This is a genomic window from Hymenobacter coalescens, assembly GCF_054783195.1.
In genome coordinates this window covers 68,591-82,122 of record NZ_BAAGRA010000016.1, presented here as the reverse complement: position 1 = coordinate 82,122, position 13,532 = coordinate 68,591, and the positions used below count along the sequence as shown (strand labels likewise).

The following is a 13,532-nucleotide window of genomic DNA, read 5'->3' as shown; positions in this document are numbered from 1 at the left end:
CTCCCGCCCCATGCTCTCGATTATTCTGCTTTCCGTTTCCGGGCTGGCCAATCTCTTCCTCGGCTTCCTGCGCTCCAACCGCCTGCTGCTGCCGGCGGTGCTGCTGGTGCTGGCAGTGGTCTTTGCGGTAAACGTTGCCGGCCTCGACACCGGCCCGCTGGCCGCCTGGAACCGCTCGCCCTACTTTGTGGGCATGCTCACCTTCGACCGTTACGCGCAGGTGTTCACGGCCGTGATGGTGCTGACCACGCTGCTGCTGCTGCCTTTCTCGCACAAGTACGTGCGCGACGGCGAAGCCAACCTGGCCGAGTACTACAGCCTGCTGCTGTTTTCGCTGGTGGGTGCCATCATGATGGTGAGCTACAACAACCTGCTCGTCCTCTTCCTCGGCATCGAAACGCTGAGCATTGCCCTCTACGTGCTGGCCGGCTCCGATAAGAGCAACCTGCGCTCCAACGAGGCTGCCCTGAAGTACTTCCTGATGGGCTGCTTTGCCACCGGCGTGCTGCTCTTCGGCATGACGCTGCTCTACGGCGCTACCGGCACCTTCGACCTGGCCCAGATGGGCGTGGCCGTGCGCGCCATCCCCACCGCCGACGCTGCAATGACGCCCATGATGTACATCGGCATCCTGCTGATGCTGGTGGGCATCGGCTTCAAGATTTCGGCCGCGCCGTTCCACTTCTGGACGCCCGACGTGTACGAGGGCACCCCAACGGTGTTCACCGGCTACATGAGCACGGTGGTAAAAACGGCCGGTATAGCGGGCTTTTTCAAGCTGCTGATCGTGGCTTTTGGCGGCGACACCATTGCGTTCTGGCTGCCCACGCTCACGGCTATGCTGGTGCTGACGTTGCTCATCGGCAACGTGGGGGCAGTGGCTCAGACCAGCGTGAAGCGCATGCTCGCCTACTCCAGCATCTCGCACGCGGGCTACCTGTTGCTGGCCCTGGTGGCGCTGCGCAGCGGCTTCCTGTCGGCCAACGCCATCTTCTTCTACTCGCTGGCGTACTCGGTGGCTACCGTTATTGCCTTCGGCGTGCTCAAGCTCGTGCACGACCAGCGCCAGCGCGACGACTACGAAGGCCTCAACGGCCTGGCTCGCACCAACCCGCTGCTGGCATTTGCCATGACCGTGTCGATGCTTTCCCTGGCGGGTATTCCGCTCACGGGCGGCTTCTTCGGCAAGTTTTACCTGTTTTCGGCTGCCGCGCAGCAAGGCTACATCGGCCTGGTCATCTTCGCCGTGGTGATGTCGGCCGTGGGGATTTACTACTACCTGCGCCCCATCATGGCCATGTACATGCGCCCGGCCGTGGAAGGCGCCGAGGCCCCGGTAGCGGTGAACAGCTTCCAATCGGCGGTGCTCGTGCTGTTGGTCGGCATTACCGTGCTGCTGGGCTTGGTGCCGGGCATCGTGGAAAATGTACTGAACGTGCAGTAAGCACTCGGTGCTCATTTTAAGACAAAAAGGCGGCCACTCAGCCGCCTTTTTTATTGGACCGAACAACGTCTCCGACGCTCCGGCCATCTACCAAAGTCTATGCGTGTTCCCTTCACACTTTGCTTGTTGGCTGGCCTGCTGCTGGCCGTATTCCGCCCGGCTAGCGCCCAGCAGCACAAGGCCGATTCGCTGACGGCCGTCCTGGAAAAGCGCTACCGCAGCTCGGAGCTGCCGGGCTTTGGCGTGGCCATCGTCACCAAAGATTCGGTGTGCTACCAACGCGGTTTCGGCTTCGCGGATGTCGGGCAGCAGCGCGCTTATACGCCTGAGACCATTCAGAACCTGGGCTCGGTGAGCAAAACGGTGGTAGGCGTGGCCCTGATGAAGGCCGTGGAGCAGGGTTTGTTTACCCTCGACACGCCCATCAACGAGCTGTTGCCCTTCGCGGTGGTGCACCCGCGCTACCCCGCACAGCCCATTACGGTGCGCCACTTAGCCACGCACACAGCCGGTATTCTCGACCGCCCCGCGGTGTACCGCAAGTCTTACCGGTTTCAGCGCGGGCGCGCAGGCCAAGCGGTACCGCCCCTGGCCGATTTTCTGCGCAGCTATTTCGAGCCGCGAGGCCGCTACTACCGAGCAGGTAACTTTGGCACCGCCGCGCCCGGCACAGCTTACGCCTACAGCAACCTCGGCACGGCGCTGGCAGCCTACCTGATCGAAGTCCGGACCAAGCAGCCGTTTGCAACTTACGCCCAACAGCACGTGTTCCAGCCGCTGCAGCTCCGCACCGCCGCCTGGCACTACGACGCCGCACAGGCGCCTAGCCGGGCCACCAACTACAAGCACCGCGGCCGCGCCTACCCGCCTTATTCGCTCATCACTTATCCCGATGGGGGCCTGCACCTTTCGGGCAGCGACCTGGCCCGTTACCTCGGCGAAATCCTCAAAGGCTACGCAGGCGAGCCATCTGCGCTGCTGCGCCCGGCGTCATTTCGGGCGATGCTCGGTCCGCAGTTTTCGGCCGAACGCCTGCCCCCAGGCTTGCCTTCCCGCGAAACCAATGCGGGCATCTTTTGGGTAATGCGCGCCAACGGCACCATCGGCCACACCGGCAGCGACCCGGGCAGCACCGTGTTCATGTTTTTCTCCCCGGCCACCGGCATTGGCAAACTGCTGATAACCAACGTAGACGCCTCAACTCGAACCACCGCCCAAATGGTTGCCATCTGGCGTGCACTGGAAGCCCACGAAGCCGCTGTGGCGGGTCGATAGGCCAGCCGGGGAATTAGCACGAGTTTAAGCTGGCTGCGGGTTTTGGCCACGCGTCTGCCTGACCGCCGATCAGGCTTAGCTTGCCGGCCGCGGCTGGGCAGGGCGATGTCGCTGCTGCCTCCCTACCGACCAGTCTGCTCAGCGCCTGGCTTCATTTCTGCGTCACGCGCACGCTGATGCGCCGGTTCAGCGACCGTCCCACCGGTGTCTCGTTGCTGGCGATGTTGTGCTTCTGCCCGTAGCCCTTGGCCTCGATGCGGTTGGCGGCAATGCCCATGTCCACCAGCGCCCCCATGGCCGCCAAAGCCCGTTGCTCGCTCAGGCGCAGGTTGTCCTTAAAATAGCCCGTCGTGTCGGTGTAGCCGCCGATTTTGATGTGCGCCGCCGGGAAGCTCTTCAGGATGCTGGCCACGTTACGCAGCTGCGCCATCGATTCGTCGGTGAGCGTGGCCTTCTTGGTGTCGAAGTACACCCGGTCGAAGTTGATCCAGCCTTTGGTGCGGTTGACGGGGTCGACCTGCATCGAGGCATCGGCCAGGAACGTGTAGAGCTTGTTTTCCGTGGAATTGGCCCCCACGGTCTGGGTCGAGCCGTCGACGAGCGTCAGCCGCACCGGCTGGCCGGTGTCGTAGATGTAGTTTTCGGTGGCCGCGTCGTAGCGCCCACTCACGGTGGTCACGGGTGTTGCGCTGGCCGTGGCACTGGCTGCGTAGCGGTCAGGCGCAGCCGCCGATGTCTGAGCTCCTGCCCCTACTCCCGCCGTGACAAGCGCCGGCGCCCCTGCGGTGGTGGCATCCAGGGCGGGACGGCGGCCCAGCCAGTAGCCTACCACTATGGCCAGCACGATGATGGCGGCCGGCACCAGCCACTGCATGGCCCGGGCGTTGCGCTCGGCACCGGATTCGGCCGCGGCGGGCGCGTAGCCCAGCCGTGCCGCGGGGGCGGGCTCCGGCGCCGACGCGGGGTGGTGCCCGTTGCCGGAAGCTCGGTTCAGGGCCGCATCGGTTAGCATCAGGCCCGTGACGCTGCTGCGCTGGCTCTGCAGCCAGCGGCCCAGGCCGGCGGCATCGAGCTGCTCGGCGGCGGCCCGGTCGCCGAGCACGCCGAGCATGACCGGGGCCGCCATGCCGAGCAGTTGCTCCACGGCCTCCGAGCGAATGCCGCTTTCGGTGGCCACCGAGGCAATGCGGCCGCTGTAGTGGTCGGCCAGCAGGGCTTTCATCAGCTCCTGCCCGCGGGGGGCGCCGACGGCCAACACATCGGCGCGGGTGCCGGCTTCGTGCGCATCGCGCGCCATGGACCACACCACATCGGTTCCGCCGATCTGCTCCGAAAGCTTGATGAGGCTGCTCAGGACCAACGGTACAATTTTGGGAAGGGCTTTGCGTACCCCGGCTTCGCTTTCGCCCACCGCCGCACTCGCCTGGCTAACGGCCGGAGCCGTAAAGCAAGCCGACACTTCCTCCAACACGTTCTGCGCCATTACCGTAGGGGTTAAACATTAGACCATAGATAATAATACTAATTTTTATAAACATATTTCAAATTCATTTATTGTGGAATAAAAAAAGGTGGCCCGCAGGCCACCTTGTATTTTAGGTCCGGCGTGCTTCCGGACTGCTCCACGGCCGTTTCGGCCGTCAGCCGCTTTAGCTGCGGAGGACCACCATTTCGGGCTGGTCGGCATACACCACGGCGTCGTCCTCGAAGGGCTCGTCGCCGCGGAACTTAAGCAGCAGGCGGGCGGTGGTGATGATGTCCTTCTGGCAGTACTTGACGATGCGCGGCAGGTCGCGCTCCTCGTAGTACACGCGGGCTACATCGGCGCCGTTGATGTCGTCCTTGGGCGTGGGAATGCCGAACATGGCCGCCAGCAGGGCCAGCGAGGTAAAGGATTTCCGGTCGCCGAACTTCCAGAGCTCCATCGTGTCGAGGTGGTTGATTTCCCAGGGTTTCTTGCCGGCCACGTCGAGCTGCGGGGGCAGCGCCACGCCGTTGATGAGCATGCGCCGCGAGAGGTACGGGAAGTCGAACTCCTTGCCGTTGTGGGCGCAGAGCGTGAAGGTGGGCCGCTTGCTGAGGGCCCGCACAAAGTCGCGCAGCAGCGTGGGCTCGTCGTCGCCGGCGAAGCTTTTCACCTTGAAGCGCAGCTGCTCCTGCGCGTCGTAGTAGAAGTAGCCCACCGAAATGCACACCACCCGCCCAAACTCGGCGTAGATGCCGGCCTGCGCGAACAGCGAGGCGGCCGTGAGGCGGTCGGGCATGGGCTCGATTTCCTCGGCACCCCAGCTCGGAAAGCCCTGTTGCCGACGCAGGCTCTGGGCCTTATGCTCCCAGAGGTGCCGCAGCATCTCGTCCAGCTCCTCGTGGCAGCCCACGCAGGGCACGGTTTCGATGTCCAGCACGAAAACGTCGGTCAGCTTCAGGTTACGGAGCAGTTGCATAGGGCACGGCTAAACGGAGGGTCGGTAACGAAGATAGGTTACCGGGGCTCAAACAGCCAATGCGGGGGCCTTTGTTTTGGCCGGCATCGGGGCGGGCCGGACAAAAAAATACGCCCGACCGGTAACCAGGACCAGTCGGGCGCACGGGGTATGCTCAGCTCCCCGGACGGCCGCTGCTACCGGGGCAATAGGTGTGTCGGGCGAAAAACGCGGCTGCGCCGCGTTACGCCAGGGCCGGGCTGCCGGTAAGCCACAGGCCCAGCATGGAAATCAGCAGCTGCCGACGGGATTTCGCAGACATGAGCGGTCGGTGGTGGAGAGTGGAGCATATCAGCCATACCCGCAGGGGGTAGACTCGGCCTCAAAGTCGACAATTTGGGGCGGCGCGTCAATCACATGATGATGTGATGCCCGGTGCGGGGCCCCGGCCGCACTTGTGCGCAATGCCCGCTGGTCGCCGGTAGAAAAACCGGCATGCTGCGCCGGTCGAGGCCTCTGTACCGCTTCGCTGGGACGAAGTTGTTCGGTGCAGATGCTTCGACCAGCGCAGCATGCCGGTCTATAATTACAAGCCTCTTAGGTAAGTCCTTGGCGCAGCGCTTTGCTTACAGCCTCCGTCATGGAGCGTACGTGCAGCTTCTCGTAGATCTTCTTGATGTGCGAGCGGACCGTATCGAGCGAAATGCCGCGGTCGTGGGCAATCATCTTGTAGCTGTAGCCTTCCACCAGCAGCCCCAGGATTTCCTGTTCCCGGGCGCTGAGGTTGGCCGGGGAATCCTCGTGCTGGCGCGGGGCCACGGGCTTGGGAAACAGCCGCAGCACCTGCCGGGCAATGGCGGGCGTCATCGGAGCCCCGCCGGCGCGCACTTCGCCGATGGCGTCGAGCAGCTTGGCGGGCGGCGTTTTCTTGAGCAAGTAGCCGTCGGCGCCGGCGCACACGGCCTGGAACACCCGGTCGTTGTCCTCGAACACGGTGAGCATCACCACGCTTACCTTGGGCGAGTTGGCCTTGATGCGCTTCAGGCCCTCGATGCCGTTGATGCCGGGCATGTCGATGTCCATGAGCACCACGTCGGGCTTGAGGCGCGGAATGTCGTGCTCCACCTGCTGGCAGTTGCCCAGGGCCCCCACCAGCTCCAGGCCCGGCGTGCCGCCGAGCAAATGGCTCAGGCTCAGGCGCAGGTCGGGGTTGTCTTCGTAAATCAGGACGCGGGTATCGGGGGTTTCCATGGGCTTGAACGGTGGTAAGGTGGTGCGGATCAGAGTGCTGCGAAGGTACGCAATGGGCACACGCGCCTTAGTCGCATGATGATGTGAGTCGGGCCGCAGCCGGCCGCGCCACGCCCGGCCCGTTTCACTACTTCATCGGCACGCGCAGCGCCATGCGCGTGCCCTGACCCGGGGCCGTGTCGATGGTCAGCTCGGCCTTGATGGCCGCGGCTCGGCTGCGCATGTTGGTCATGCCGTTGCCGCCGCCCTGGGCCGGGGCTTTCGGGTCGAAGCCGACGCCGTTGTCCTCCACGCGCAGCACCAGGCAGCGGTTTTCGTAGTCGAGCTTGATGCTGGCAAACTCGGCCTTGGAGTACTTCGCCAGGTTGTTGACGGCTTCCTTGAAGAGCAGGAAAAACTCCCGCCGGGCCCGCATGGGCAGGCGGTGCTCCACCACTTCGGGCGCCACTTTAAAGATAAAGTCGATGCCGCGGGCTTCGAGCACGTCGGAAGCGAAGGAGCGCATGCGCGACGTCACCGACTCCATCGAATCGTGCGCCGGGTTGATGGCCCACACAATGTCGTCCATGGAGTCGAGCATGCGGCGCGAGGAGTCGCCGATCTGCTCCAGCAGCTGCGAGGACTGCTCGGCGTTGCCGCGCTGCTGGTGGGTGCGCGCCAGCTGGCTCAGGATGCTGATGGACGAGAGCGTGGAGCCCATGTCGTCGTGCAGGTCACGGGCGATGTTGTGGCGCACGCGCTCCAGGGCCAGCAGCTGGCTGACGCGCACGCGGTAAGCCAGAAACAGCAGCCCGAACACCAGCCAGCTGGCCAGGATGCGGAACCACCACGTCTGGTACCACGGCGGCTCCACCACCAGGCGTAGGGAGGCGCCCACGTTGTTCCACACACCGTCGTTGTTGGCGGCCCGCACCCGAAACACGTAGGTGCCCGGGTCGAGGTTGGTGTAGGTGGCCTGGCGCTGGTTGCCCGCGTCGATCCACTTGTCGTTGAAGTTCTCCAGCTTGTAAGCGAAGCGGTTTTTGTCGGACAGGCGGTAATTGAGCGCGGCGAATTCGATGGAGAAGAAGTTTTCGCGCGGGGCGATGGTGAGCTGCCGGCTGGCCGTGATGCTGGTATCGAGCGTGGCCCAGCGGTTGAACTTGCGGAAGCCGGTGAGCACCACGGGCGGGGGCACGGCGTTGAAGCGCACGGCCGCGGGCTGAAAGGCCACCACGCCGTTGCCGCCGCCGAAGAACAGGCGGCCGTCGGGGCTGCGCCAGTACGCGCCGGCGTTGTGCTCGTCCTGAGGCAGGCCGTCGCGCATGTCGTAAGTGCGAAACTGCCCGTTGCGCGGCGAAAACCGGGCAATGCCCTTGTTGGTGGCCATCCACAGGTTGTTTTCGCCGTCGGCGGCCATGCCGTAGATGACGTCGTTGGGCAGGCCCTGGGCTTCGCGGTAAATCAGGAAGCGGCCCTTTTCCGCGTCCACCAGGCAGGCCAGGCCGCCGCCCTCGGTGCCCAGCCACAGGCGCCCCTGCTCGTCTTCCAGCATGCAGCGCACAAAGTTGCTGCTCAGGCTATTCGGGTCGGCGGGATTCGCACGAAAGGTGCGGCAATGGCCCGTGCGCGAGTCGAACAGGCTCAGCCCGCCGCCGCCCACGCCAATCCACATCCGGTTTTTGCGGTCCTGATACACGCAGCGCACGAAGTTGCTGCTCAGGCTGAGCGGGTCGCGCGGGTTGTGGCGATACACAGCGCAGCGGCCGGTTACCGGGTCGAGCAAGTTCAGGCCGCCCTCGGTGCCCACCCAGATGCGCCCTTGCCGGTCTTCGTACACGCAGCGCACGAAATCGTCGGAAAGGCTGGTGGGGTCGGCGGGGTTGTGGCGGAAGCGGCGGAAGCGGCCGGTGGCCGGGTCGAGGTAAGCCAGTCCCTTGCTCTGTGTACCCACCCAGAGGCGGCCGGCGCGGTCGGGGCACAGGGCGCGGATAAAGTCGTCGGGCAGGGCCTGCGGATCGGCCAGGTTGGCGCGGTAGGTGGTCACGCGGCCCGTTACGGGGTCGTGGCGCAGCAGGCCGTTGTTTTCGGTGCCTACCCAAAGGCGGCCGGCGCCGTCCTGGGCAATGGACCATACCGAGCCGGTAAAGCGCGCCGGAATGGGCTGCGCGAAGGCGTTGGGCCGGGGCTCAAAGCTGCTGACGCCCTGATCGGTACCGGCCCAGAGCAGGCCCGAACGGTCCTGGTACAGGCTCATCACCTTGTTGGTGGGCAGGCTATGGCGGGTATTGGGCAGGTGCTGCCAGTTGATGAAGTAGTTGGCGGCGGCATCGTAGCGGCACAGCCCCTCCTGGGTGCCCACCCACACGCGCTGCTGCTGGTCCACGAGCACGGCGTGTACGTTGTTGGTGGGCAGACTGCCCACGCGGCCGGGCTCGTGGCGGAAGTGGTTGCGCTGCCCCGTGCGTAGGCTCAAATAGCAGAGCCCCCCGTTTTCGGCTCCCACCCACAGCCCCCCGTTCGCGGTGGCGGCCATGGTCTTGATGGCGTTGCCGGGCGCCCAGTCGGCCAGCGGCACCAGCGTCCCAACGGCCTCGTCGACGTAGCTGATGCGGCCTTCGCCGGTGCCCACCCACACGCGCCCGTCGCTGGTTTGCTCGATGCTGCGAATGGAGTTGCCGCGCACGCTGCCCGTGACGGCCTGCGGGTGCCGAAACAGTCGGAAGCGCCCGGTTTTGGGGTCGAGTAGGTTTACCCCGTTTTCGGTGCCGGCCCACACGCGCTGCTGCCGGTCCACGAGCACGGCCCGCACGAAGTTGTCGGCCAGGGCCCCGGGGCCGGTACCGCTCTCGTAGGTGGTAAAGGCTTCGTTCAGCGGGTTGTAGTGGCTCAGCCCCCCGCCGCCGGTACCCACCCACACCCCGCCGGCCGCGTCGGCGGCCAGCGCCTGAATAAAGTTGCTGCCGAGGCTGCCGCGCTGCTGCGGGTTGCTGCGAAATACGCGGAAGGAGGCCCCGTCGTAGCGGTTGAGCCCGTCCTGGGTGCCCAGCCACAAAAAGCCGCGGCGGTCCTGCACCACCCCGGCGACACTGTTTTCCGACAGGCCGTGCTGCGTGGAGAGCGTGCGAAACGTCAGGTTTTGGGCCGCGACCGGCCGGGCCAGCCAGCCGGTAAGCAAGGCTACAACCAAGGGCAGCCAAGCGGGCTGCCAGCGCATAAATGAACTCATTGCCTGCAAGAAAGCGTGTCGCGGGCAGCTTGTCAAATCAGCTGGCTCCCGAACGAGCAGTGCGGCCGGGCATGGTGGGCTACCGGTCCCCGCCGGTCCTGCAAGGGCCTCAACCGGCCGCCAAGCCCCATTGCCCGCATTGGTTTGTCAGCTTTTTAGTACTTTATAGATCCACTCCCTCCCGCCCTCCCTGCCATGAACCCCTTGCGTCGAATTCACCACAAGGCCAAGCCCGCCGCCATGTTCCTGATTGTGCTGCTGGTCGTGCTCGGCAGCAGCATATGGGAAAAGCGCTTGATGAGCGACATGAACAGCTCCGTGTCGTCGCTGTACCAGGACCGGCTGCTGCCGGCCGCCGGCCTTTTCGAGCTGAATGACCTGATGTATACCAAGCGGCACGTACTGGAAAGCTACCTCGCTCAGCCGTCGGCGGCCGGGCAGCAGCAGACGCAGCAAGAGCTGACCCGCCGCAACGCTGAAATTCATTCGCTGATCAGCCGCTACGAGGCTACCTACCTCGTGGCCGAGGAAAACCAGGTACTGCGCGACTTCAAAGCCCGGCTGCACCGCTACAACGCCGTGGAAAGCCAGTTGATGACCGCCCAAAGCCCCGTAGCCCCCGCGCAGACCGCCGAGTTGAGGCAGCAGTTCGGCCGCATTCACACCGATCTGGCCCGCCTCAACCAGATTCAACTGCAGGTTGGGCAGCAGTTGTCGCAAGGCTCCGCCGCCATCGAGGGCAACGCGGTGCTGCTGAGCAACATGCAGATTGCCCTGCTGGTCATTTTTATGCTGGCCATTCAGCAGGCGCTGCTGCTCGACAAGCACCCGCTGCTGCCGGACAGCCTGAAGAACTTCCGGCTGAACTAAAGCCTGTATTGGGTTAGCGCAATAGACTTGTCGGTACTTCGTTACCGCAGCGTTACTACCATACTTCGTCGTAGCGCGCCACGGAAGGCCGAACCGCTCGCCGGCAACGGCCTATCAAGTGGCAGGCAGAGGCACTGGCGCAACCCGGAAGCTACTCTTCGCTTACTTTAGGCCCAATTTATCCCGAACAGGAATTCCATTCTATGCAGCTCACCTCATTTCCGCGTCCGTTGTCTTTCTTGCTGCTGGGAGGGCTCCTGACGGCCTCGGCCTGCTCCAAGCAGCAAGACCCCGAGCCGACGCCCACCCTGGAAGGCTCCTGGAACAAGACCCGAACCATCGGGCACAACGTCGCCCCGGATGGCACGCTGACGCCGTGGTTCAACTCGCCGCACCAACCCGGCACGTTGCGCCTGGAGCTGACCGGTTCCGAGTGGATTTCCCGTCAATCGCGTCTGAGCACCGCCGACACTTATACCTACACGCGTAGCGGCGACACGCTCATTGTCAATGCCAACGTGCCCGGCAGCATCCCGAATAAAATGCTCATCGTCGAGCACACGCCCCGTTCGCTGCACCTGCGCTGGACCGACTCGAAGCGCACCGTCACTTACACCGACTATTACACCCGCTGAGGCCCGAACCCTGCGCCAGATGAGCCGCACAAGAGATATCCTGCGCAATTGGTTCGTGAAGCGTGGGAGGGTTTCTCTCAGCAACGAGCGAATTCAATTTGTGCAGGCCTGCTTAGCAAAAAAAGCGCCGCTAATGGCTGCTAGCACCGTTTACCTGCTTGCGACAGGGGTAACCCCAACGGAACTGAGTACTTATCTGCCCGCCGCCGATGTAGCCCGGCTGAACGCTAAGGCTTATCTGAGTGCGTTTGGAGCCATCGACCAGCTAGGCAACAAGTATTTTTTTACGAAAACTGGTTTGCCGATTACAGCTTTGAACGCTCCAGTTTGTACTTCGTAACCGAATGGCCGACTTTCAGGCGGCATTTCATCGATATGGCCAAGGATCAACTCCGCCACGGCCAGGCTTACTAGTTTGTCCTGCCAATCTCATGCTAAAACAACAGCGGCGCCTGAAGCTTCAGGCACCGCTGTTGTTTTAGCATGAGATTGGCCTGCAGTTACTTCCCCGCTTCCACCTTGGTATCGATGCTCAGCTCCTTGAGTTGCGCCGGCGAAATTTCCGAGGGCGAGTCGATCATCACGTCGCGGCCGGAGTTGTTTTTGGGGAAGGCAATGAAGTCGCGGATACTGTCGGCGCCGCCGAACATGGAGCAGAGACGGTCGAAGCCGAAGGCAATGCCGCCGTGGGGCGGGGCGCCGTACTCGAAGGCGTTCAGCAGGAAGCCGAACTGCGCCTCGGCCTCCTCGGGCGAGAAGCCCAGCAGCTCGAACATGCGCGCCTGCACGCCGCGGTCGTGGATGCGGATGGAGCCGCCGCCGATTTCGGTGCCGTTGATGACCAAGTCGTAGGCGTTGGCGCGCACCTGGCCGGGCGCGGTGTCGAGCAGCGGAATGTCCTCGGGCTTGGGCGAGGTGAAGGGATGGTGCATGGCGTAGTGGCGGCCGTCCTCCTCGTTGAACTCCAGCAGCGGAAAATCAACCACCCACAGCGGGCGGAAGTCCTCCTTGTTGCGCAGCCCCAGGCGTTGGCCCATTTCCAGGCGCAGCTCGTTCAGGGCCTTACGGGTTTTATCGGCCGGGCCGGCCAGGATGAGCAGCAGGTCGCCGGACTGGGCGCCAAACGCCTCTTTCCAGCGCTGCAGCACCTCCTGCGGGTAAAACTTATCCACCGACGACTTCACCGTGCCGTCGGGCTCCACGCGGGCGTACACCAGGCCGGTGGCGCCCACCTGCGGGCGGCGCACGAAGTCGGTCAGCTCGTCGATCTGCTTGCGGGTGAAGTGGGCGCAGGTCGAGGCGTTGATGCCCACCACCAGTTCGGCGTTGTCGAACACCGGGAAGCCCTGGCCCTGGGCCACGTCGTTCAGCTCCACAAACTGCATGGCGAAGCGCGTGTCGGGCTTGTCGGAACCGTAGAGACGCATGGCGTCGGCGTAGGTCATGCGCGGGAATTCGCCCGGGTCGAAGCCTTTCACCTCCACGAACAGCTGGCGCGTGAGGCCCTCGAAGGTCTGCAGGATGTCTTCCTGCTCCACGAAGGCCATTTCGCAGTCGATCTGGGTGAATTCCGGCTGGCGGTCGGCGCGCAGGTCCTCGTCGCGGAAGCACTTCACGATCTGGAAGTACCGGTCGAATCCCGACACCATGAGCAGCTGCTTGAACGTCTGCGGTGACTGGGGCAGAGCGTAGAACTGCCCGGGGTTCATGCGCGAGGGCACCACGAAGTCGCGGGCGCCTTCCGGCGTGCTCTTGATGAGCACCGGCGTTTCCACTTCCAGGAAGCCCTGCTCGTCCAAGTAGCGGCGCACCGACTGCGCGAGGCGGTGGCGCAGCTCCAGGTTGCGGCGCACGGGGTTGCGGCGCAGGTCGAGGTAGCGGTACTTCATGCGGGCCTCGTCGCCGCCGTCCGTCTCGTCCTCGATCAGGAAGGGCGGCAGCTTGGCCGGGTTGAGCACCGTCAGCGTCTCGGGGCGGATTTCCACGTCGCCGGTGGGAATGTTAGGATTTTTGCTGTAGCGCTCGGCCACGCGGCCCGTCACGCTCACCACGAACTCGCGGCCCAGCTGGCGGGCCTGCTCGCGCAGCTGCTCGGCCTCCACGCCCTGCTCAAACACGACCTGGGTGAGGCCGTACCGGTCGCGCAAGTCCAGGTAGAGCACGGCGCCCTTGTCGCGGGTGCGCTGCACCCAGCCGCTGAGCGTGACGGTCTGACCAACGTTTTCCTGGCGCAATTCGCCGCAGGTGTGGGTTCGGAGCATAATCGTAGCAGTGGGCCCGCGCACGGGGTGGCGGGCGTGTGGAGGCCGCTCGGACGCGGCCGGCAGATCAAATTCGGAGCCGGCAAAGATAGGCAAGCCGCGCGGCCGATCGGCACGTAGAAGGCGCGTTGTGCAATTTGGCCCGGAATGTGCAAAGGGCGCCTC

10 protein-coding genes are annotated in these 13,532 nt (G+C 64.3%); 5 read left to right on the top strand and 5 right to left on the bottom strand.

The window, feature by feature from the left end:
- Positions 1-10: 10 nt before the first annotated feature.
- Together ACYVKQ_RS11770 and ACYVKQ_RS11765 are read left to right on the top strand one after the other, a co-directional pair.
- Positions 11-1,444, top strand: a complete 1,434-nt coding sequence (locus ACYVKQ_RS11770; protein ID WP_460675531.1) for an NADH-quinone oxidoreductase subunit N — start codon at positions 11-13, stop codon at positions 1,442-1,444.
- A 99-nt stretch (positions 1,445-1,543) separates the two neighbouring features.
- Complete coding sequence (locus tag ACYVKQ_RS11765) at positions 1,544-2,719, top strand: serine hydrolase domain-containing protein (RefSeq protein ID WP_460675530.1); 1,176 nt, start codon at positions 1,544-1,546, stop codon at positions 2,717-2,719.
- A 151-nt stretch (positions 2,720-2,870) separates the two neighbouring features.
- Here the strand turns inward: ACYVKQ_RS11765 and ACYVKQ_RS11760 are convergent, their stop codons facing one another.
- From ACYVKQ_RS11760 to ACYVKQ_RS11745, 4 genes are all read right to left on the bottom strand, one after another.
- Positions 2,871-4,202 (bottom strand): OmpA family protein, encoded by a 1,332-nt coding sequence (locus ACYVKQ_RS11760; protein ID WP_460675529.1) that lies wholly within the window; start codon positions 4,200-4,202, stop codon positions 2,871-2,873.
- Positions 4,203-4,368: 166 nt separating this feature from the next.
- Positions 4,369-5,163 carry a 3'-5' exonuclease gene (locus tag ACYVKQ_RS11755; protein ID WP_460675528.1) on the bottom strand — a complete coding sequence of 265 codons (795 nt, stop codon included), beginning with the start codon at positions 5,161-5,163 and terminating at the stop codon, positions 4,369-4,371.
- 576 nt (positions 5,164-5,739) lie between these two features.
- Positions 5,740-6,393, bottom strand: coding sequence for a response regulator (locus tag ACYVKQ_RS11750; protein WP_460675527.1), 654 nt, complete (start codon positions 6,391-6,393; stop codon positions 5,740-5,742).
- A gap of 127 nt (positions 6,394-6,520) precedes the next feature.
- Positions 6,521-9,601: a two-component regulator propeller domain-containing protein gene (locus ACYVKQ_RS11745; protein ID WP_460675526.1), complete on the bottom strand. Its 3,081-nt coding sequence runs from the start codon at positions 9,599-9,601 to the stop codon at positions 6,521-6,523.
- Between the two features lie 195 nt (positions 9,602-9,796).
- Here ACYVKQ_RS11745 and ACYVKQ_RS11740 point away from each other — a divergent pair, with 195 nt between their 5' ends.
- From ACYVKQ_RS11740 to ACYVKQ_RS11730, 3 genes are all read left to right on the top strand, one after another.
- A complete protein-coding gene (locus ACYVKQ_RS11740; protein WP_460675525.1) occupies positions 9,797-10,471 on the top strand; it encodes an MCP four helix bundle domain-containing protein in 675 nt (224 codons plus the stop codon).
- A gap of 230 nt (positions 10,472-10,701) precedes the next feature.
- The gene (locus ACYVKQ_RS11735) at positions 10,702-11,106 is read left to right on the top strand and encodes a hypothetical protein (protein WP_460675524.1); all 405 of its coding nucleotides are present in this window, start codon (positions 10,702-10,704) and stop codon (positions 11,104-11,106) included.
- Positions 11,107-11,125: 19 nt separating this feature from the next.
- Positions 11,126-11,446, top strand: coding sequence for a hypothetical protein (locus tag ACYVKQ_RS11730; RefSeq protein ID WP_460675523.1), 321 nt, complete (start codon positions 11,126-11,128; stop codon positions 11,444-11,446).
- 160 nt (positions 11,447-11,606) lie between these two features.
- Here ACYVKQ_RS11730 and aspS read toward each other — a convergent pair whose 3' ends face one another.
- Positions 11,607-13,367 (bottom strand): aspartate--tRNA ligase, encoded by a 1,761-nt coding sequence (gene aspS, locus ACYVKQ_RS11725; protein ID WP_460675522.1) that lies wholly within the window; start codon positions 13,365-13,367, stop codon positions 11,607-11,609.
- Positions 13,368-13,532 lie beyond the last annotated feature (165 nt).

Excerpts from the sequence above, each read along its gene's own strand:
- ACYVKQ_RS11770 (WP_460675531.1), top strand. The coding sequence starts at position 11 with ATGCTCTCGATTATTCTGCTTTCCGTTTCCGGGCTGGCCAATCTCTTC.
- ACYVKQ_RS11765 (WP_460675530.1), top strand. The coding sequence starts at position 1,544 with ATGCGTGTTCCCTTCACACTTTGCTTGTTGGCTGGCCTGCTGCTGGCC.
- ACYVKQ_RS11760 (WP_460675529.1), bottom strand. The coding sequence starts at position 4,202 with ATGGCGCAGAACGTGTTGGAGGAAGTGTCGGCTTGCTTTACGGCTCCG.
- ACYVKQ_RS11755 (WP_460675528.1), bottom strand. The coding sequence starts at position 5,163 with ATGCAACTGCTCCGTAACCTGAAGCTGACCGACGTTTTCGTGCTGGAC.
- ACYVKQ_RS11750 (WP_460675527.1), bottom strand. The coding sequence starts at position 6,393 with ATGGAAACCCCCGATACCCGCGTCCTGATTTACGAAGACAACCCCGAC.
- ACYVKQ_RS11745 (WP_460675526.1), bottom strand. The coding sequence starts at position 9,601 with ATGAGTTCATTTATGCGCTGGCAGCCCGCTTGGCTGCCCTTGGTTGTA.
- ACYVKQ_RS11740 (WP_460675525.1), top strand. The coding sequence starts at position 9,797 with ATGAACCCCTTGCGTCGAATTCACCACAAGGCCAAGCCCGCCGCCATG.
- ACYVKQ_RS11730 (WP_460675523.1), top strand. The coding sequence starts at position 11,126 with ATGAGCCGCACAAGAGATATCCTGCGCAATTGGTTCGTGAAGCGTGGG.
- aspS (WP_460675522.1), bottom strand. The coding sequence starts at position 13,367 with ATGCTCCGAACCCACACCTGCGGCGAATTGCGCCAGGAAAACGTTGGT.